Annotated in this window: 16 protein-coding genes; 8 read left to right on the forward strand and 8 right to left on the reverse strand. The window is 66.7% G+C overall.

The window, feature by feature from the left end; all coding sequences use genetic code 11:
• Positions 1–435 precede the first annotated feature (435 nt).
• The 3 genes from EF294_RS03965 (at position 436) to EF294_RS03975 (ending at position 4,551) form a co-directional block, all read left to right on the forward strand.
• Positions 436–1,398 (forward strand): 4-(cytidine 5'-diphospho)-2-C-methyl-D-erythritol kinase, encoded by a 963-nt coding sequence (locus EF294_RS03965; protein WP_123925817.1) that lies wholly within the window; start codon positions 436–438, stop codon positions 1,396–1,398.
• A gap of 116 nt (positions 1,399–1,514) precedes the next feature.
• Positions 1,515–2,636 (forward strand): lipase family protein, encoded by a 1,122-nt coding sequence (locus EF294_RS03970; RefSeq protein WP_123925953.1) that lies wholly within the window; start codon positions 1,515–1,517, stop codon positions 2,634–2,636.
• Positions 2,637–2,703: 67 nt separating this feature from the next.
• Complete coding sequence (locus EF294_RS03975; RefSeq protein WP_123925819.1) at positions 2,704–4,551, forward strand: ABC-F family ATP-binding cassette domain-containing protein; 1,848 nt, start codon at positions 2,704–2,706, stop codon at positions 4,549–4,551.
• A 5-nt stretch (positions 4,552–4,556) separates the two neighbouring features.
• Here EF294_RS03975 and EF294_RS03980 read toward each other — a convergent pair whose 3' ends face one another.
• Positions 4,557–5,333 (reverse strand): alpha/beta fold hydrolase, encoded by a 777-nt coding sequence (locus EF294_RS03980; RefSeq protein ID WP_123925821.1) that lies wholly within the window; start codon positions 5,331–5,333, stop codon positions 4,557–4,559.
• Positions 5,334–5,510: 177 nt separating this feature from the next.
• Here EF294_RS03980 and EF294_RS03985 point away from each other — a divergent pair, with 177 nt between their 5' ends.
• Positions 5,511–5,684: a YbdD/YjiX family protein gene (locus tag EF294_RS03985; protein WP_425459391.1), complete on the forward strand. Its 174-nt coding sequence runs from the start codon at positions 5,511–5,513 to the stop codon at positions 5,682–5,684.
• A 36-nt stretch (positions 5,685–5,720) separates the two neighbouring features.
• Here EF294_RS03985 and EF294_RS03990 read toward each other — a convergent pair whose 3' ends face one another.
• On the reverse strand, positions 5,721–7,256 hold the full coding sequence (locus tag EF294_RS03990) for an ABC-F family ATP-binding cassette domain-containing protein (protein WP_123925825.1): 1,536 nt from the start codon (positions 7,254–7,256) through the stop codon (positions 5,721–5,723).
• A 114-nt stretch (positions 7,257–7,370) separates the two neighbouring features.
• Complete coding sequence (locus EF294_RS03995; RefSeq protein ID WP_246007657.1) at positions 7,371–8,381, reverse strand: DMT family transporter; 1,011 nt, start codon at positions 8,379–8,381, stop codon at positions 7,371–7,373.
• Between the two features lie 68 nt (positions 8,382–8,449).
• Between EF294_RS03995 and EF294_RS04000 the strand changes: the two genes are divergently transcribed.
• Entirely contained in the window at positions 8,450–9,340 is an 891-nt protein-coding gene (locus tag EF294_RS04000) for a LysR family transcriptional regulator (protein ID WP_123925827.1), read from the forward strand.
• 5 nt (positions 9,341–9,345) lie between these two features.
• Complete coding sequence (locus EF294_RS04005) at positions 9,346–10,353, forward strand: enoyl-CoA hydratase/isomerase family protein (protein ID WP_123925829.1); 1,008 nt, start codon at positions 9,346–9,348, stop codon at positions 10,351–10,353.
• 342 nt (positions 10,354–10,695) lie between these two features.
• Here EF294_RS04005 and EF294_RS04010 read toward each other — a convergent pair whose 3' ends face one another.
• From EF294_RS04010 to EF294_RS04030, 4 genes are all read right to left on the reverse strand, one after another.
• The gene (locus tag EF294_RS04010) at positions 10,696–11,982 is read right to left on the reverse strand and encodes an HNH endonuclease (protein ID WP_123925831.1); all 1,287 of its coding nucleotides are present in this window, start codon (positions 11,980–11,982) and stop codon (positions 10,696–10,698) included.
• A 369-nt stretch (positions 11,983–12,351) separates the two neighbouring features.
• A complete protein-coding gene (locus EF294_RS04020; protein WP_246007658.1) occupies positions 12,352–12,921 on the reverse strand; it encodes a hypothetical protein in 570 nt (189 codons plus the stop codon).
• Positions 12,922–13,034: 113 nt separating this feature from the next.
• Positions 13,035–14,645 (reverse strand): peptide chain release factor 3, encoded by a 1,611-nt coding sequence (locus EF294_RS04025; RefSeq protein ID WP_123925837.1) that lies wholly within the window; start codon positions 14,643–14,645, stop codon positions 13,035–13,037.
• Positions 14,646–14,705: 60 nt separating this feature from the next.
• The gene (locus tag EF294_RS04030; RefSeq protein ID WP_123925840.1) at positions 14,706–15,722 is read right to left on the reverse strand and encodes a beta-ketoacyl-ACP synthase III; all 1,017 of its coding nucleotides are present in this window, start codon (positions 15,720–15,722) and stop codon (positions 14,706–14,708) included.
• Positions 15,723–15,978: 256 nt separating this feature from the next.
• Here EF294_RS04030 and EF294_RS04035 point away from each other — a divergent pair, with 256 nt between their 5' ends.
• Positions 15,979–16,992, forward strand: coding sequence for an ATP-binding cassette domain-containing protein (locus EF294_RS04035; protein ID WP_123925842.1), 1,014 nt, complete (start codon positions 15,979–15,981; stop codon positions 16,990–16,992).
• Entirely contained in the window at positions 16,989–17,750 is a 762-nt protein-coding gene (locus EF294_RS04040) for an ABC transporter permease (protein ID WP_123925844.1), read from the forward strand. The genes EF294_RS04035 and EF294_RS04040 overlap by 4 nt, the downstream gene beginning before the upstream one ends.
• A gap of 61 nt (positions 17,751–17,811) precedes the next feature.
• Here EF294_RS04040 and EF294_RS04045 read toward each other — a convergent pair whose 3' ends face one another.
• The gene (locus EF294_RS04045) at positions 17,812–19,509 is read right to left on the reverse strand and encodes a PQQ-binding-like beta-propeller repeat protein (RefSeq protein ID WP_246007659.1); all 1,698 of its coding nucleotides are present in this window, start codon (positions 19,507–19,509) and stop codon (positions 17,812–17,814) included.
• Between the last annotated feature and the right edge of the window lie 346 nt (positions 19,510–19,855).

A 19,855-nucleotide genomic window follows, 5' to 3' on the forward strand; every position in this document is an offset into this window, starting at 1 on the left:
GTCAATGCCCCTCTCGCGTAAGGAAATCGTGACGCGCGAGCGAGATCGACCAGTGCGAAGCGCTCGGGCCGACCGCAACTTCTCCGGCAACGGCCCGGTCTGTCAAGGAACCGCTCCTCCTCGGCGGTGACCTGAGCGATGAACGGGCCCAGCACTACCGCACGCTGCTACCCGAGGTGGCGCGCGCTGCCGCGTGCAGCGGACCTGGTGCGGATGCTCGCCGATGCCCGCCCTCGGAAGGCGCTCCCGTCGTCCGGGGTAGGAGGTCTCCGACGCAGTGCTGGATCTGCCGGTGGTGCGTGGTGCGGACCGGTGGTTTCGCGGCCGCGGAGTTGCTCGATGTGGGCGCGAGCGAGGTCGTCGACCACCTCGCCGTGATGGTCGAACGGGGTTGGCGACCGTGACTCGCACGGTGATTCACTACCCTGGATACTCGTGTCCCCAGCGTCCCTGACGGTGATCTCCGACTCCGTTTCCGTGCGCGTGCCCGCCAAGGTGAATCTTCACCTCGGCGTCGGCCCGCTCCGCGACGACGGCTACCACGATCTCGTCACCGTCTACCAGGCGCTCTCGTTGTACGACGACGTCACCGTCGCGCGCGCCGCCGCCCTTGGGGTGACGCTGCGCCGCGAGGGCGGGCGGGGCGCCGATGCCGCCGATGTACCCCTCGACGACGACAACCTGGCGATCAAGGCCGTCCGAGCGCTCGGCACATGGGCCGACCGCGACCCACGGGTGGCCATCGAGATCGTCAAACGTATCCCGGTCGCCGGCGGCATGGCCGGCGGTAGCGCCGACGCCGCTGGTGCTCTGGTGGCCCTCGCCGCGCTGTGGAAACTCGATCTGCCGCGCGCTGAGCTACTGGAGATCGCTGCCGGTCTCGGCAGCGACGTGCCCTTCTCGGTGCAGGGCGGCACCGCCATGGGCACCGGCCGCGGTGAGCAACTGATGCCGATGATCGCGCGCGGCGAACTGCACTGGGTGCTGGCGTTTGCGCGCGACGGACTGTCCACGCCCGCCGTCTTCGCCGAACTCGACCGTCTGCGCGCCGATCACGCCGACGCCTTCGACGCGCACAACCCGCGGCCCGACGCCCTGGTGCAGGCGCTGACTTCCGGGCAGCCGAAGCAGATCGCACCGCTGCTGCACAACGATCTGCAGCCGGCCGCACTGAGTTTGCAGCCGGGACTGCGCCGCACGCTACGCGCCGGTGTCGACGCCGGCGCGTTGAACGGCATCGTCTCCGGATCGGGGCCGACGTGCGCTTTCCTGTGCGCCGACGCCGACGCCGCGGTGGCAGTGGCCGCCGAGCTGTCCGGTGCCGGGGTGGCCCGTTCGGTACGCACCGCATCCGGGCCGGTCAGTGGTGCGACCCGACGACAGGTGCCCGGGCAATGATCACGCGACCACGACGGCCGCGCACGCGAACGCGGGGCGAATGGGTCAACGCCCGCGGTGTACCCGGGGCGTTCGCTCGGACGCTCCGCGAATGTCGTCGGCTCGGGTTCGTCGGTGTGGTTGCCTTCGTGGTCGGAGTGATGACGGTCGGCCTGGCGTCGATCGGAGCCGGCTCGGCCACCGCGACCCCGATCCCCGGGCGCGTGCTCGCCGGCACTGCGATCGGCGGCGCCGACCTGCCGCCCGGCGCGGCGTCGGGACAACGACTCACGTATGTGACCCGCGACCAGAATGATCGAATGGCGTTGTCCACCGGCGTGTTCTACGTCCCGAAGGGCACGCCGCCGTCGGGCGGCTGGCGCATCTTTTCCTGGGCGCACGGCACCACCGGGATCGCCGACGAGTGCGCGCCGAGCCGGACCCGCAACGGCTCCGGTGTCGACACCGCGATCATCGACGCTCTCAAGCGCGGATATGCGGTCACCGCAACCGATTACGCGGGTCTCGGCGCGCCCGGTGAGACCGAGTACCTCGGCGGACGGGCCGCCGCGCACTCGGTGATCGACATGATCCGCGCGGCTCGCGCCCGTGACGCGTCGTTGGGTACCGAGTGGGTGTCCGCCGGTCATTCGCAGGGCGGGCATGCGGCATTGTTCGCCGGGCACGAGGCGCCGTCCTACGCCCCTGAACTGAATCTGCGTGAAATCCTGGCCCTGGCACCGGCTTCCGGTATCGAAGGGGTACTCACCAAGTCGTTCACCCCCAGTGTGCCGAGCCTGGGGAAACTCAACACCGTCAGTGCGCTGTATCTCTACATCCTCGCCGGTCTCGACCACGCGCGACCCGATCTGCACGTCACCGATCACCTCACCCAGGCGGGCAAACGCTACCTCGATCTCGCGCGATCGGAGTGCAACGGCGAGGTGTCGGCCGCGATGCGGTCGGTGGCGCCGGGGGATCTGCTGGACTCCTCGCTGGGCGACGAGCGTTTCGTGGCCGCGCTGGCCGACTACACGCGGGTGCCGACCGGCGGGTACACGGTGCCGATCCGCATCGATCACGGCCTGCTCGACCCGGTGGTGCCGTTCCCGTTGACCGCGACGCTGGTCCGCTCGATGCGTGCCGACGGTACCGACGTCGACCTGCACACCCACACCCGTGCCGACCACACCGAGGTCGTCGCCGATTCTCTCGATCAGGTGATGGGTACCGCCGCGGCGGCATTCGGGCGGGACTGAGCACCGCACCGGCGGGGAGTCGGCGCCGCAGGAGAGCCCGACAGTCCGGGGTTGTTATCGTCTACCGGTGCCACCCGCCCCCTCCGCGCTGATCAACGCTGACCGCATCAGCAAGAGCTTCGGCATCACATCCCTGCTCGACGAGGTGAGCCTCGGCGTGCACACCGAACAGCGCATCGGGGTGGTGGGACTCAATGGCGGCGGCAAGACCACGCTGCTGGAGATCCTCGGTGGCGTCACCGAACCCGACTCGGGGCGGGTGTCGCGGGCGGGTGGGGCGCGCATTGCCGTGGTCACCCAGCGCGGTGAGTTGCCGGCCGGAAAAACGGTCGCCGAGGTCGTCGTCGGCGGTCCCGGTGTCGCCGTCCACGAGTGGGCCGGCGATCCGCGGGTCCGCGGCATCCTCGCCGGCATCGGTGTCGACGAACTGCTCGACGCTCAGGTCGATGAACTCTCCGGCGGTCAGCGTCGTCGCGTCGGGCTGGCCGCCGCGCTGGTTTCCGAGGCCGACGTGCTGCTTCTCGACGAGCCCACCAACCACCTCGACGTCGAAGGCGTGCAATGGCTCGCCGATCACCTCATGCGGCGCCGCAGCGCACTCGTCGTGGTTACCCACGACCGCTGGTTCCTCGACACCGTCGCGACCCGGACCTGGGAGGTCCACGATGGTCGGGTCGACGAGTACGAGGGCGGATACAACGATTGGGTGTTCGCCCGCGCCGAGCGGGTGCGGCTGGCCGACGCCGCCGAGGAGCGTCGACGCAACCTGGCCCGCAAGGAGCTGGCGTGGCTGCGTCGCGGACCGCCCGCCCGAACCTCCAAGCCGCGCTATCGAATCGAGGCCGCCGAGAAGCTGATCAGCGATGTGCCTCCGCCCCGCGATACGGTGTCGCTATCGACGTTCGCCAAGCGTCGGCTCGGACGTGTGGTCATCGAACTCGAAGACGCGCACATCCAGACACCTGCGGGACAGGCGTTGCTGGACTCTCTGACCTGGCGACTGGCGCCGGGGGAGCGCATCGGTCTGGTCGGGGTCAACGGATCGGGCAAGACCACGCTGCTGCGTGCGCTGGCCGGGGAAGTCGAGGTGGCCCCCGGCCGTCGCATAGAGGGCGTGACGGTGAAACTGGGATGGCTGCGTCAAGAACTCGACGACCTCGACAAGGATCAACGTGTCCTCGACGCGGTGGAGTCGGTCGCCGCGCGGATCATGTTGGGAGACAAGGAGTACTCGGCAAGCCAGCTCGCCGAGCGGCTCGGTTTCTCGCCAGCCAAACAACGTACCCCGGTCGGCGATCTCTCCGGTGGTGAGCGTCGGCGCCTGCAGTTGACGCGTGTGCTGATGGCCGAACCGAACGTGCTGTTGCTCGACGAGCCGACCAACGATCTCGACATCGACACCCTGCAACAGCTCGAGGATCTCCTCGACTCGTGGGCCGGGACCATGGTGGTCATCTCCCACGATCGCTACCTGATCGAGCGGATCTGTGACTCCACGTGGGCGTTGTTCGGCGACGGCTCGCTCACCAACCTGCCGGGCGGGATCGCCCAGTATCTCGATCGGCGTCGTGAGATGCGTTCCGGCGCCACGGGTTCGGGTTCGTCAAAGGTGGGTTCGTCGCAGGCGGCATCGGGGCAGACCGCAGACGCGCAGACCCCGGGTACGGCCGACGCTCCTGCCGGCCGACCCACGGTGAGTGCCGCCGAACATCGTGAGGCGCGCAAGGCGATGAACCGGGCCGAGCGGCAGATCGAGCAACTCTCGCGGCGCGAGGACGAGTTGCATGCCGCGCTGGTGGCCGCGGCCACCGACCCCGAGCGCCTGGTGTCACTCAATACCGAACTACGACAGGTGGTTTCCGACAAGGAGGCCGCCGAGGCCGCGTGGCTCGAGGCGGCCGAAGCCATCGAGTGAGGCGCTCAGGGCGGCGGCGTCGGCTGCGTTGCCCGCGCGGCGTCGATCGAGGCCGCGAACTCACTGATCATCGTCCCTGCCACGGCCGGCTGGATCAGCGGATACAGATGGGTGGCGCGAGGGATGACGCGTCGCTGTGCACGTGGTGAGAGTGCAACGAATCTGCGTTCGTGGAGTCGGAACTGATCCCAGCCGCCGTTGGCGAACAGCATCGGTCCCGAATACCCGGCGAGTGCGGACAACGCGTCGAACCCGGCGATCTCGTCGACCACATCGGCAATCGAGTGCAACGCGAGGCCGCCGGCCTCCATGTCGTCGCAGACCCGCGCCCCCAACGCTATTCGGGTGATCAACCGGCTGATTTCGGCGCTCTGCGCGGGCAGGAACGAGGTGGCTGCGCCGAAAACCCGGAACGGTGCGGCCAACAACCCGCTGGGCTGGGCGGTCGATCCCATCGCGACGAGCCCGGCCACCCGCTCGGGATGCGCGGCCACGGTGGCCATCGCGACATAGCCGCCCAACGACATTCCCGCGACGACCGCCGGTGCGCCGAGTTGGTCGATGGCGTCGACGACGGTAGACACCGCCTCGGTCATCGTGAAGGTCTCGGCGCTGCGCGTGCCGTGACCGGGCAGGTCGGGGTGGATCACCGGCCGGTCGGTGACGGCGCTCGCGATGCGATGCAGCGACGCACCGCTGACGCGCAGACCGTGAACGAGGACCACCGGAGTGGGCTTCTCCGACCGCGCGCTGATTCCCATGTCGGCTTCGTTGCAGCTCATCGGGAGACAGTATGACCGCTGTGACCGTCCGCGCATAGTGACGTGGGCCACTATCCGGTGGCTCCCCGCGAGACGTCGAAGGGGCCCACCAACGCCATGCCGATGACCGAAGGAGTGGGATGACATCGCTACACAGCGCAAGACCGAGACGGTCGCATGAGGCAGATACTGTGCCAGATGGGTGAGCGAGTCGCGTGGTACGTCGGCAGCGTCATGGGTGACCGCGACTACGAGCACCACCTGCAACACCATGCCGCACACGGTGATCCGACACCGCCGATGAGCGAGCGCGACTACTGGCGCCACCGGTGGGACCATGTCGAGCACAACCCGCAGGGCCGATGCTGTTAGAGCGTGTCGTTCTTAGGCGTTTCTCCCGGATGACACTCACCCGATCCGCACCGTGCGGTCGATCCCGACGCGGTCGCGGAACCCGGGGTCGTGGCTGACCAACAGCAGCGCACCGGTCCAGTCACGCAACGCCGATACCAGTTCCTCGGTGGTGTCGATGTCGAGGTTGTTGGTCGGTTCATCAAGGATCAGGAGCTTGGGTGTCGGGTCGGTGAGCAACGCCGACGCCAACGCCACCCGCAGCCGCTCACCGCCCGACAACTCGGCGAGGGCACGGTCACCGGCGTTGCCGCGGAACAGGAATCGCGCGAGATGCGCTCGAACCTGTTGCGCAGTGGCATCAGGGTGTGTCGCCGAGAGATTCTGGGCGACCGTTCGCGACGATTCGACGAAGGCGATGCGCTGCGGCACCAGGGCATACGGCACCAGTATGCGGTCGCCGGCGATGAGGTCGGTGATGAGAGTGGTCTTCCCGGATCCGTTGGCACCGACGAGCGCAACACGCTCCGGACCGTCGATGCGCAGCCGGTCGTCGGCGATCACCTGGGCATGGGTGGCGAGGTCGGGTTCGGGCATCGAGATCCGCGCGGTCCGGTCGTCACGGACGTCGGCGCGCGCCGCTTCCAGCCGACCCGCCGCCGCGGCGACGTCCTCGCGGTGCGAGGTGCGGTACTTGCCCGCCGATACCTGCGCCGCGTTCCGGCGTCCGTGCGCGACGATCTTCGGGACTCGTTTCTCGCGTTCGGCTTTCGCCGCCGTCCGGGCACGACGGTCCAGGGTGATCTGGGCGTCGGCGAGGTCGCGTTTCTGCGCGCGCAGGTCACCCGCGGCGTTGGCGACGGCAGCCTCCGCGGCGGCCTGCTCGGTATCGAGAAATTCGCGGTACAGCGTGTACGGACCGCCGAAAAGTCGCACCCTGCCCCGGTACAGCTCGATCGTGGTGTCGACGCGCTCCAGCAACTCGAGGTCGTGGCTGACCAGCAGCACAGTTCCGGAGAACGCGCCGAGCGCATCGAAAAGAGCTGTCCGCGAATCGGTGTCGAGGTTGTTGGTCGGCTCGTCGAGCAGCAGGACGTCGGGGCGGCGGAGGAGCCGGGCCGCGATCGCGAGCATCGTCGACTCGCCACCGGAGAGGGTGCCGACGGTGCGGTCCAGGTCGGCGACGAGGCCCAACGCCGACAGCTGCGCGAGCGCGCGCTCCTCGACGTCCCAGTCGTCGCCGACGGTGTCGTAGTCGTCGGGTTGGACCGATCCGCTCTCGATCCGTCGTAAGGCGTTGCGAGTCGGGGCGATTCCCAAGACGTCGGCGACGGTGTCGTCGACGTGGGCCTGCGGATGCTGGGGCACCAGAGCGCACTCGCCGGAAACCGAGATACTGCCCGTCCTCGGCGACAGTGCGCCGAGGATGAGTTGCAGCAACGTGGTCTTGCCGACGCCGTTCGCTCCGACGAGCGAGCTGACTCCCGGCGGGACGCTCATCGAGAGATCGTCGAAGACGGTGGTGCCATCAGGCCAGGCGAAGGAGACGCCCGAGAGGGTGATCGATCCGGAGAGGTGAAGAGATAGCGCCATGGGAACTCCTTGAGGTGGTGAGGATTCCGCGGCGACGTCGCGTACGGCGTCGACTCTCGCGGTGGTTTACCGACCTCAGATGTTCATGACTGGCGGATCACTCCTCGAGGTGAATCAGCTGGCTGGCGTGCACCAGGGGTGCGCGTTCACGATAGCGCGCCCCCGGGCGAGTGTGTCAACCGTTTTTGTTCGCCGGATGTTCCCGGCACTGCGGTGGCCGCAGGCTCGATGGTCCGGGGCGAGGCGCCCGGGCGTCGCACGATCACCAACGACGCTGCGCCCAGGACGAGTCCGATGACGATCCCGAGATCGGGGCGTTGGCCGAGCAGACCCCACGCCAGCAGTGCCGACACAGACCCGATGAGTGTGAACAACATCGACGTGGCCGCGGCACCGGCGGTGTTGACCAGTCTGAGGAAACAGGGTGGTGGCGATCATCGACGAGGCGATGATCATCGTCGGCAGCACCCAGGCGGCCCGGAGTGGGTCGGTGATCGACTGGGGAGTCGCGAGAGTGATTGCGGCGGTGGGAATCAGGGCCACAACCAGCTGAACGGCATTGCCGGCGACGAGATCGACTCCACCGCAGAAGCGCTGCAGATAGATGCCGCCGAGCGCGACACCGGTCAGTGCGAGCAAGGTCAGGCTCACGGCGATGCCCATCGTCGAAGCGTCGGCTATCACCCGGGGCAGGCACGCGGCCAGTACTGCGGCCGTGCCGACCGCGATGCCGATCCATTGCCGCGAGCCGAGGCGTTGACCGAGCACAGGCCATGCGAGTGTCGCGGTGGCCACCGGGTTCAAGGCAATGACCAGTGCGACGATGACGGCGGGCACCCCGAGTTGCAATGCGAGATAGGCGCAGCCGAATTGGAGGAACTGGGTCAGCAATCCGACGACTGCGACGTGGCCGAGCTGCCGTCCGCGGGGGAAGGCCCGGCGGGTCACGACGGCGATGATGCCGAGGGCTGCCGCGGATCCCGCGAATCGGATGGTCAGCAGCGCCATCGGCGACATCGCGGACACACCGAGCGCGCCGAGTGGATAGCCGAAGGCCCACAACAGGATGAATGCCGCGGCGGGTAGGGGAGGGATCTCATGTGCTCCAGCGTGCGCGGCGACCATACGCGTCGTCCAATAATGATCAGTAATCGTGATTGATCATGAATCGTGATCGCCGTAGGCTGGGTGGCATGGCCAACACGGTTCTCGACATCACCCCGCTGCGCAGCCTCGTCGCAGTGGCCACCTGCGGTGGCTTTCACCGCGCGGCGACGGCGCTGCATCTCACCCAGTCCGCGGTCAGTCAGCATGTCCGGCGACTCGAAACCGTGACCGGACTCACGCTCGTCGAGCGTGAGGGGCGGATCACCCGGTTCACCGCGGACGGGGAAGCGATGCTCGCCGAAGCGCGCAGCATCCTTGCCGCACACGACGATGCGGTGCGGCGCTTGAACATTCGTTCGGTCACTCCGACGCTGACGGTGGCGACGACCGAGCACGGCGCGGACTGGTCACTACCGTTTCTCTCGCAAATTCTGCGGAAGCAGTGCCCCGGGCATGCGGTCACCTTTCGTCTCGACCGCAGTCGTCGGGTCATCGCGGCCATCGATAACGGCGACGTCGACGTCGCGGTGTACCACGAACCGGTCGGCCCCACGACCGAACTGCTGGGCCCCCGCGTCGCGATGCGCTGGTTCGGGGCTCCGGACCTCGTCGTCGAGCCCGGCAAGCCACTGCCGCTGGTGGTGTTCGACGAACCGTGTTCGACCCGAGGTGTGGCCCTCGACATCCTTCGGCAGGCGCGGATCGATTTTGCGATCATCGTCGAGTCGGCCGACCTCGCCGGCGTCACCGCCGCGGTGCGCGCGGGACTCGGTGTGGTGCTGTTACCCGTGGTCAGCCGACCACCCGAGGGGTTGCGTGAGGTCACATCGCTGCCGCCCTCACCGTCGTGCGCCCTGCAGATACGGTTCGCGCCGACCGTCCCCGAGGCGGTGCAGGCAGCGACGCGTGCGGCCCTGGCCGAGACGACGTCGCAGGCAGAGGCAGGTGACCGACGGAGAGCCAACACGCTAGCGTGAACGTCATGTCGTACATCCGCACCAATGTTGCCAACGGGGTCGGCGAGATCGTCCTCGACCGGCCCAAGGCCCTCAACGCGCTCGACCAGTCGATGGTCGACGACATGTATGACGTGCTGTTGCGCTGGGCCGACGATGACGGCATCGACACCGTAATGCTGACCTCGGGTACCGACCGCGCCTTCTGCGCAGGCGGCGACATCCGTGCGATCCGTGACAGCGCTCTCGCCGGCGATACCGAGTCGATCACCCGCTACTTCTCCCACGAATACCGGCTCAATCAGTTGATCGCCGAGTACCCCAAGGCGCATATCGCGCTGATCGACGGTGCCGCCATGGGCGGCGGTCTGGGCATCAGCGTGCACGGAGAGATCCGGGTGGTCACCGAGAAGGCGATGATCGCGATGCCTGAGACCGCGATCGGCTTCTTTCCCGACATCGGATCCACCTACTTCCTGCCCCGGCTGCCGCAGGGCGTCGGGATGTGGTTGGCGCTCACCGGCGCTCGGGTCCACGGTGCGCAGGCGTTGTCGGTGGGTCTGGCGACGCATTTCGTGCCGTCCGCGGAACTCGGCGGCGTTGCCGACCGAATCCGTTCCGGCGCACCACTCGGCGAGATCTTGGTGCCCTCACCGGAAAAGCACACCGACCACCCCCCGCTGCCCGTGGAGCAGATCGGTGAGTACTTCTCCGACACGAATGTCGCAGGGATCGTAGGGGGACTCCGCGGTGCGGTCGGCGACGAGTGGGCCGCGCAGATGCTCGACCTCCTCGGCCACGCATCGCCGACAAGTCTCTGGGTCACCGCACGACTGCTCGAACTCGGCGCTACCGCGATGCTCGACGAATGCCTGGAGCGCGAACTGCACTCTGCCGAAAGGATCACCGCAACCCACGATTTCGCCGAAGGTGTGCGAGCGGTATTGGTCGACAAGGACCGAACTCCTGCCTTCGTCCCCGCCGGGATCGACGACGTCGATCCCGCAGAGGTCTCCCGCATCGTCGGTGTGTGACACCTCGGATCGGTAGTTTGCCCCGGGAACTGTTGTCTTGTTCAGTATTCGGGATATGGTGGCCTGGTTCCAGCTCTGCTGCAGGTGGTCTCGAGGCTCGCCGCACGCGGCTCGCACCTCGACCATCGGGGAAGGCGATGCCACCGAAGGGTGGTTGCGCTTTTCCCGCCCGACGGACGTCCCATCCCGGTGGTCGAGGTGCACGGCGCGCCAGCGACGAGTCTCGAGACCCCTTGTGCCAAAAGGATTCCGGGCCCCGGGAACGATACCTCGACCATCGGGCGGGTTTCGCTATGGAGTTCTCAAAGATCAGATCCGCTCCGGCGAGGCCGGGGGCGGGAATCAGGCTGCTGCGTCGTCGAGTCGCATGGTGCGTCGGTGATACGACGGTATCGGTCGGCGTTGCGGATCCACGCTGGCGGGTGGGATGAGCCAGGGGTGTCGGTCGAATCCCATGATGATGTCCCATCCGTGGTGGTGCACATCGTCGTGGCAGCTGGTGCACAGTAGGCAGCCGTTGTCGAGGGCGGTGGGACCACCATCGGCCCAGTGCTGCACGTGGTGTCCTTGGCAGCGTCCGGCGTGGGCACCGCATTTGATACATCCACGGTCACGGACCAACAACGCTTTCCGTTGTCCGGGGGTGAAGAAGCGTTTCTCTTCACCAACACTGAGCGGTACACCGTTGGGGTCGAGGATGATCTTGGTGATGGTGGTGTCGCACGACAACATTTTCGCGGTGGCTTCAGTGGTGGCACCCATGTTCTGCAGGTCCCCGCCGAGTGCCGGGTTGTCCGCCGACCACGTCCACAACAGGCCGTTGGTCGGTTTCGCTGAGAAGGTGGTGTCCGCCAAACCTTGTGCCGCGAGTTCGACGATGGTTTCGAATGCGGCGGCACAGATTTGTTCGGGTGTTCGCGGATCCGGCGACCCATCCGGCTGAGGCTTCGGCGCCGACAAGGTCTCCATCAACGTGCGTGTCTTTTCCCCGGCGACGATGTCGAGGTTCGCCGAGATTTCCAACCGGCCGTCGTCGGTGATGCGGTCGGTGTAGGAGTTGATGTTCTTGTCCTCGGCGGCCGGTAACCCACCCGGAGTCTCCGCGGCGAGCTCGTTACCCAACTGCCGTGCGTAGAGGTTGATCTCGGCGGGAGTGAATCCCGCGAAATAGTGCGACAGCAGTTTCCGCAGAAACTCACACCGTTGGACGGTGTCCAAAGGTTCGGGGCATCGGGTGTCGATGTGCGCCAACCCGCGGACGATGGCATCAGTGTGTTCCGACGAGATGGACCCGTCCGCAGCATGCGCCAACAACAGATCAATGTCGCTGGTGCCGGCCATCCGCACATACCGACCTGCGACCGAGGGCGCGAAGCCCATGCTGATCAACAGTTCTCGTAGCCGGGTGGTTTTGTGGTCGGCGACGCCCAGTCGGTCCAGTTCGCCGGTGAGGGTGGTGGCGTGGTGATCAACCAGGTTCCGCAACAACAGGACTTGTTTCATCGCACCGAAGGCTTGGGGTCCGGTCATGCCCGGATTCCATCTCAGGTCGCTGAGCTGGGTGACGATGGCGGTGAAGACTGCTTCGGCGTCAACGGATTCGGTGTCAAGGACTGTGGATTCGATCATGGGCCCCTCCCCGGTGGCTGATCGGTGTGATGGTTCCAGTGTACCTCGCCAGGGTGTTCGACGCAAGGGGCAGTGTGGTCAATTCTGCTTGTGGACAACGTGTTTCGGCGTCAGTTTCCTGTCGGTGGGGTGTGGTAGGGGTGCGGCTTTTGCTCGTTTCGGTTTCGATGTGGTTGGGGGGCTTGTTGTCTCGCCGGGTCTCGAGGCTCGCTGCACGCGGCTCGCACCTCGACCATCGGGGGCAGGGTTGCGATCGTCGGGGTGTCGATCGTGGGGGGTGTTGCGACCGTGGGAGGTGGGTGGCGCGACCGTGGCGAGGTGGGTGGCGCGATCGTCGGGAGGAGGGAGGTGTGACCACCGGGGGAGGAGCTACGGGGTCAGCTCGAACCAGCCGGAGAGGGTTGCGGTGTCCGAGTCCGACGGCATCGCCGGTGCCGACGAATCTTCAAAAGGGCCCTCATCATTGGGGGAGAACGGATTTGCGGTCAACACAGTGGCTTCGGGGCAGGTGAAGTGTCCGGCGGCAAGGGGGGACGACATGGCGGTCACGGTCAGCCGGCAGGTGGCTGAGGAGCGGTAAACCCCGTCCACGGAGACTCCGACGAGAGCGGTGATCGGGCCGGTCAGCGGACCGGGAGTCGGTGTGCCGGCGACCGGGGGTGGTCCGCCGCCGGTGAGATCGCCTGCAAGGAACCCCAACTGGGCGCCGTCGGTACCCGGACCGGAAAAGGTGAAGAGCAACGAGTCCGGCGGGACCTCGGGGCTTGCGTTGCCCGACTTCGCAAAAGAGTAGCAGCGTCCGGTTCCCCCGAACGGGCTGACCGCGACAAGCACGCGGCTCCAGGTGAATCGACTATCGTAGGCGACGAGATCGATCGCACCCGTCGGTGGCGTCCGTGCGCACTCGCCCGGATCGAGCCAGAGCGACTGATGTTGCACCGACGACGCCGACATCCTGCTGGGAGTCGTCGAGTGTCACAGCCGCAGATTCTTGCGTAACCGGCCAGCCCCCACAGTGTGCCCCACCGACGAGAGACGGTCACCGTGACCTGTCAATCAGCGGCCGCGACAAGCGGTTCCAGAAGGAGGTCGGGGTGTTCCTTCTCGATGTACTGCAGGCGCCACTTGTCGCTGAACAGTGCGAGGAGCACCCCGTCGCTGCTCCGGGTGAACACCTCGACGCCGCGCTGACGGTTGAGCTCGTCGGCGCTGTCGGCGTCGGTGCGTCGCGCCAGCGTATAGCCGAGCGGTTCGATGACGGTCTCGACGTTGTACTCGGCCTTCATGCGGGCGGTGACGACCTCGAACTGCATCGGACCGACAGCGGCGAGAACCGGTGCGGCGTCGCCGCGCAACTCGTTGCGCAACACCTGCACGACGCCTTCACTGTCGAGCTGGTCCATGCCCTTGCGGAACTGCTTGTACTTGTCGGCGGTGGTGGCACGCAACGACGAGAAGTGCTCGGGCGCAAACGACGGGATGGGCGGGAACTGAATGCGCGGGTCGTCATACAGTGTGTCGCCGGGTGCCAGGGCGGTCGCGTTGACCAGTCCCACGACGTCGCCGGGAAAGGCGGTGTCGACGGTCGAGCGATCACGGCCGAAGACCGCCTGCGCGTACTTGGTGGCGAACGGTTTTCCGGTCTGCGCGTGCGTGACGACCATGCCGCGTTCGAACTCGCCGGACACGATCCGCATGAACGCCAATCGATCCCGGTGACTCGAATCCATGCCGGCCTGCACCTTGAACACCACAGCGCTGAACGGGTCGGTGGGCTCGCGGACCTCGCCGTCGATACCAGTGCGCGCGATCGGCGGCGGCGCCAGCTCGACGAGGGTCTCGAGTAGTTGGCGCACACCGAAATTCAGCATCGCCGAGGCGAAGATCATCGGTGAGGTCTGCCCGCCGAGGAAGAGTTCCTGATCGTGATCCTGCCCCATCTCGGTGAGTAACTCACTCTCCTCGACAGCCTCGGTCCACGCCTGCTCCTCGCGCTCGCGCGCGGCATCGGGCTCCATCAGCTCCTCGGGTGCGATGGTGGCGCCACCGGCCGTGCGGGTGAAACGGATGTAGCGGCCCGTCCGGCGATCGAGCAATCCGCGGAAGTCGCCTGCGATGCCGACGGGAAAGAACAGCGGTGTCGGTAGCAGGCCGATGCGTTCACTGATCTCGTCGATCAGTTCCAGCGGCGTGCGGCCCGGCCGGTCCCACTTGTTGATGACGGTGATCACCGGTATACCGCGATGGCGACACACCTGGAAGAGTTTGAGGGTCTGCGGCTCGAGCCCCTTGGCGGCGTCGATGAGCATGACCGCCGCGTCGACCGCAGTCAGTACCCGATAAGTGTCCTCGGAGAAGTCGGCGTGACCGGGGGTGTCGACGAGGTTGATGACGGCGGGTTCCTCGTCGGGTCCGGCGATGGCGGGCAGATAGTTGAACTGCAACGCGGTCGAGCTGACCGAGATGCCGCGCGCCTTCTCCATCTCCATCCAGTCCGACACGGTCGATTTGCGGCCGGCCTTGCCGTGGATGGCGCCGGCCTCGCTGATCATGCGGGCATGCAGAGCCAGCGCCTCGGTCATGGTCGACTTACCGGCGTCCGGGTGGGAGATGATGGCGAAGGTACGACGCCGGCGGACCTCGTCGGCAACGGAAGAACTCACCTGTTGAGGCTATCGGGCCGGTCCGCGGGGTCCCAAACCCACGAGCCCGGACCGCCCCGACTACTCGAACGGCACCGGCGGCATCTTGACGACCTGGGCCGCATAGCTCAGGCCTGCTCCGAATCCGAGCAGCAGCGCGGTGTCGCCGGGCTTGGCCTTGCCGGTAGACAGCAGATCCTCCATCGCGAGCGGGATCGACGCCGCCGAGGTGTTGCCGGTGTACTCGATGTCGTTGGCGACAACGGTGCGCTCGGGCAGGTGCAAGCTCTTGGCGAGCAGCTCGTTGATCCGTGAGTTCGCCTGATGCGGAACAAAGACGTCGAGGTCCTCGGTGCCGATCTTGGCGGCCTCGAGGGCGCGCTGGGCGGCCTTGCCCATCTCGAACGCGGCCCACCGGAACACGGCGGTGCCCTGAAGTCGCACATAGGGGCGCTGAACGCGATCGCCGTCGAGGAAGGTGACCCAATCGATGTCCTGGCGGATCGCGTCGTACTGTGAGCCGTCGCTACCCCAGACGACCGGGCCGAGCTGCTGGTCGGCGGTCGGTCCAACGACCACGGCACCGGCGCCGTCACCGAAGATGAAGCAGTTGCCGCGGTCGGTCATGTCCAGCGTCACCGACAACTGCTCGGCGCCGATGACCAGCACGTGGGTGGCACTGCCGCCGCGCACCATGTCCGACGCCAGCGCCATCGCGTAGCCGAAACCGGCGCATCCGACGGTTACGTCGAAGGCCGGGACACCGTTGCAGCCGAGCTCGGTGGCGACCTTGGTCGCGCCGGCCGGCGTCAGTAGTAGGTGGGTGTTGGTCGCGAGGATCACCGCGTCGATGTCGGACCCCGACAGCAGCGCGTTGGCGATCGCCGTGCGGCCGGCCGCGACCGACATCTGGGTGACGTCCTCGTCGCGCCGCGCGAATCGGCGGGTTCTGATGCCGGTGCGGGTGTAGATCCACTCGTCGGAGGAATCGATGTTCTCGCAGATCTCGTCGTTGGTCACGACGCGCTCGGGGCGGTACGCGCCGATTCCGAGCATCCCGATGTTGTTCACACCGGTCTTGTCGGCGATCACGGTCATTAGTGGGTTCCTTCCGCTATGCGACTCGCCATAGACGGTCTCACATGTCGTCGCTACTGGGAAGTAGACGTGTTCGGCCGGGTCGTCGGTCGTTCGTCTCGGATGTCGCGGAATCACGGACGGTGGCTGTCCGCGATTCGGTGAATTCTCGTCGGTGGGCGGGTCAACACATGTGGCGCGTCGGAAATCGGGAAGAACCAACGACAAGACAGATGACCGCCCTGAGAATGGTCACCAGAGTCGAGAGAGGGAATCCATGATCCATGCACGAGGTCTCGTGCAGACCTTCCACACCGGACGCGGTAAACAGAAACGAGAGGTGCGCGCTGTCGACGGGGTCGACCTCGACATCGCCGAGGGAGAGGTCGTCGGCTTCCTCGGACCCAATGGTGCCGGGAAGACGACGACGCTACGAATGCTGACCACACTGCTGCGGCCCACCGCGGGCACCGCGACAGTCAACGGCTACGACGTGGTGCGTGACGCGGTGATGGTGCGGCGGAGCATTGGCTACGTGTCACAGGCCGGCGGAACGTTCAGTCAAGCGCAGGCCGGGGACGAGGTCGTCGATCACGGCATGCTGTACGGCATGTCGCGCGCCGACGCCACCCGACGCGGCCACGCGCTCTTCGAGCAGCTCCAACTCGACGGACTCTGGGAACGTATGCCCAAGAACATGTCCGGCGGCCAGAAGCGACGCCTCGACATTGCCATGGGACTCGTTCACGACCCGACCCTGGTCTTCCTCGACGAGCCGACCACCGGTCTCGACCCGCAGGCCCGGGCCAATCTGTGGGACCACATTCGGCGGCTGCGTACCGATCACGGGGCGACGATCTTCTTGACGACCCACTACCTCGACGAGGCCGACGAACTCTCTGATCGCATCCTCATCATCGACAACGGCCGGATCGTGGCGGCCGACACCGCCGACAACCTCAAGTCCCGGGTGTCCGGTGATCTCGTCGACCTCGAGATCTCCAATGCCGCGCAGGTGTCCACCGCGGCCGCCAAACTGGCGGTCATTGCGGGTTCGGTGGAGACCCTCGACCGCCACGTTCGCGGTCGGGTGCAGCACGCCGGCCGTCATGTCCCGTCGTTGCTCCGTGAATTGACCTCGGAATCCATCGAATTGGATTCCATCGAGATCATCCGACCAACCCTCGACGATGTCTTCCTCACCATCACCGGCAGATCCTTGCGCGACGCCGAAGCCACGACGGACAACGCTGCGGAGACCGAGATCGAGAACGAAGGAGTACTGCGATGACTTTCCTGCGCGAATCCCACATCGTGTTCCGCCGCCAGATCCGGATGAACCTGCGCAATCCCGCATGGGTGGTGATCGGGGTCCTGCAGCCGGTGCTCTATCTCGTGTTGTTCGGACCGCTGCTCTCACCTCTGGTGGCCCAATTCCCCGGTGGCACAGACAATCCGTATACCTTCCTGGTTCCCGGCCTGCTCGTGCAGCTCGGCATGTTTGGGGCGATGTTCGCCGGATTCAGCCTCATCGGCGAATGGCGCGAAGGTGTCATCGAGGCCGAGCGGGTGACTCCGGCGAGCCGTACCGCGTTGCTCGCGGGCCGGTTGATGCGAGACCTCCTGCAACTGTTCGTGCAGGCGCTGATCCTGGTGCTGCTCGGCTGGGCGATGGGGATGCGCGGCTCGGTGATCGGGGTGATCGTCGGCATCGTGATCACTCTGCTCATCGGCGGGGCCTGTGCGGCGGCGTCGAATGCGTTGGCGCTCACCACCAAGAGTGAAGACGTGATGGCTCCGGTGATCAACATGGTGTTGATGCCGGTGCTGCTGCTGTCGGGCATTTTGCTGCCGATGACCCTCGGTCCGGCCTGGTTGCAGCGGCTCAGCGACTTCATGCCCTTCCGCTGGATCGTCGACGGCGTCCGCGACACCTTCGGCGGTGACATCGCGACGATGGCGGTGCTGTGGTCGGTGCTCGCCGCGGCGGTGCTCGCGGCACTCGGGACCTGGTGGGGGACATCGGTGTTCCGGAAGGAGAATGCCTGACGGTGCCGGCGCGGCGTCGTAGGTCACTCTCGTCCCGAGACCTCAAGCGGAGATTCCCCGGTCATGGGCCGATCGACGAGACGCCGTCTGGACCGCCCGTACCGAAGATCAAGGAACCAGCGCTGCGCAGCGTCTGTCCGTCGCTCTGAAACTGCCACGCCTGTGCTCCGGTGGCGAGGTCGTAGGCGGTCAGGGTGGGTCCTCGACTTGTGATCAGACGTTTCCCGTCGGTGCTGAGGACGTCGGTTGTCGACTGGGTGGGACCGATCGCGACGGGTACCGAGCGGACGGCTCCGGTCAACGGATCGAACAGTTGCAGTGGGCCGTCCGGGTGAGGGTTGCCGTCGTCGGTGCTCGGTTGCGACGAATGGCCGCCAAGGCCGAGGCGTGCGCCCAACAGATCCCCGACCATCACGGCCGACAGCCGCACCCCGTTGAACTCCGAACCTGTTCGGCGCCAGATGATATGGCCGGTCCGTGGGTTGGCCGCGCCGATGATGTGCGAGGTCTTGCCGATGTCGGCCGCGATGCGTCCCAGCACAGGGGCCGCAGGTGCAGGTGATCCGGAGTCGTCGTTCTGCGCTGCCGGTGCCCAACCCTGCAACGACGCTGTCTTGGTGCCGTCGACCGAGTAGAAGTCGGTGCCGGTGCCCTGAGGATTGATCACGGCCACACCGCCCTGATAGACGGTGAAGGGGACCGCGGGAAATCGCGGGATGGACGATCGGCTCAGCGAGACGATCTGTTTGCCGTCGGAAGCGCGCAGCAGCGACACCTCATTAGTATTCGGTAACGGGGAGTCGGCTTGTACGATAACCGGCTGGTCGGCGGCGACGCCCGAGCCCTGACCCGACCAAGTCACCGTGCCGTTGGTGTCGGTGGCGATCACCGCTCCCGGTGAGGTGGACGAGCCATAGGTCACGACGAAGCGATCACCGACGGCGTGCACACCCTGAACGGCGCTCGGCTGCCACGGTAGCGGGGTGTCGGCGATACGGGTGCCGGAGTGCGCGTCGAGTACCAGGAGGGTTTCTGGCGCTGTCTCCGATGCTGCTGTGGTACAGGCGATTCGGGTGTCGGTGGCACCGCACAGGTCGACGAATCGGCCCGGTGGCACCTCCTGACGGAATCGCGTACGTCCGGTGGCCGAGTCGACCACGGTCACCGAGGGTGACCGCTCCGCGCTCCCGAGGACCAGTGCAGTTGCGCTCGCGCCCCACCATCCGGGCACGGCGGCGCCGGCCGACCACTTCGCCGACGGCTCGGCGGGCATCGAGGCCACGTCGTTTGATGATGGGCGCGGGATGGACTCGATCTCCTCTGCGTGCACGGTATCGTCGCCGGGAGCCAGTGCGGCCGTGGCGGAATCGCTGCCGCCGTCCGATCCGGCGACGACGATCACCGCCGCGATTGCGATGACGACGACGAACGCCACCGACCCCAGTGCGACCCACAGCCAGGTACGGCCCGAAGATCCGGTGAGCGTGGGACCGTCAGGGGCCGGGGGTGCGGGCCACGGGTAGCCCGGCGCCTGGTGTGCCGGTGTTTGGTAGACCTGCGCCGGATATCCCGGCCCCGGGCCGCCAGGTCCGGCGTATCCCGGCTCAAGATGGGGATGTGGAAATCCGGGCTGTGGAAATCCGGTGGCGGGATACTCGGGCTGTGGATATCCGCCAGTCGGTTGGTCGGTCGCCGGTTGGTTGGTCGCCGGTTGGTTGGGCAGAGCGGGGTGTTGCGGCGGTTCCGCAGGCGTCGTCACGCCGAAGACCATAGCCGATAGCCCATCGCTCGGTGACTCCCGCGCGTCGATTTCCCTCCTGCGCGCCGAGTTCGTTGCTCGGGAGGTAAAACGACCAGCGCGAGCCTCAACTCGGTGTCGAAGGGAACCGCACCGACGCCGACTGCGTCGAACCGTACATGACTGCATATCCACATGACCGCTACGGGCTCATTCGTAGGGATGCCGCTCTGCGGCGCGGCATTTCGGACAGTTGCCGCGCCCGCGACGTGAAAGCAGGCCAGTTGATTTCACTCATTCCGGGCGTCAACGTCGAACCCAGTGCGGATTTCGACGGGCATGAAGGCGCCCAGAAGTTGCACCGGCT

The organism is Gordonia oryzae, from assembly GCF_003797185.1.
Classification (GTDB): Bacteria; Actinomycetota; Actinomycetes; order Mycobacteriales; family Mycobacteriaceae; genus Gordonia; species Gordonia oryzae.

Excerpts from the sequence above, each read along its gene's own strand:
- EF294_RS03980 (WP_123925821.1), bottom strand. The coding sequence starts at position 5,333 with ATGAGCTGCAACGAAGCCGACATGGGAATCAGCGCGCGGTCGGAGAAG.
- EF294_RS03985 (WP_425459391.1), top strand. The coding sequence starts at position 5,511 with ATGGGTGAGCGAGTCGCGTGGTACGTCGGCAGCGTCATGGGTGACCGC.
- EF294_RS03990 (WP_123925825.1), bottom strand. The coding sequence starts at position 7,256 with ATGGCGCTATCTCTTCACCTCTCCGGATCGATCACCCTCTCGGGCGTC.
- EF294_RS03995 (WP_246007657.1), bottom strand. The coding sequence starts at position 8,381 with ATGGTCGCCGCGCACGCTGGAGCACATGAGATCCCTCCCCTACCCGCC.
- EF294_RS04000 (WP_123925827.1), top strand. The coding sequence starts at position 8,450 with ATGGCCAACACGGTTCTCGACATCACCCCGCTGCGCAGCCTCGTCGCA.
- EF294_RS04005 (WP_123925829.1), top strand. The coding sequence starts at position 9,346 with ATGTCGTACATCCGCACCAATGTTGCCAACGGGGTCGGCGAGATCGTC.
- EF294_RS04010 (WP_123925831.1), bottom strand. The coding sequence starts at position 11,982 with ATGATCGAATCCACAGTCCTTGACACCGAATCCGTTGACGCCGAAGCA.
- EF294_RS04030 (WP_123925840.1), bottom strand. The coding sequence starts at position 15,722 with ATGACCGTGATCGCCGACAAGACCGGTGTGAACAACATCGGGATGCTC.
- EF294_RS04035 (WP_123925842.1), top strand. The coding sequence starts at position 15,979 with ATGATCCATGCACGAGGTCTCGTGCAGACCTTCCACACCGGACGCGGT.
- EF294_RS04040 (WP_123925844.1), top strand. The coding sequence starts at position 16,989 with ATGACTTTCCTGCGCGAATCCCACATCGTGTTCCGCCGCCAGATCCGG.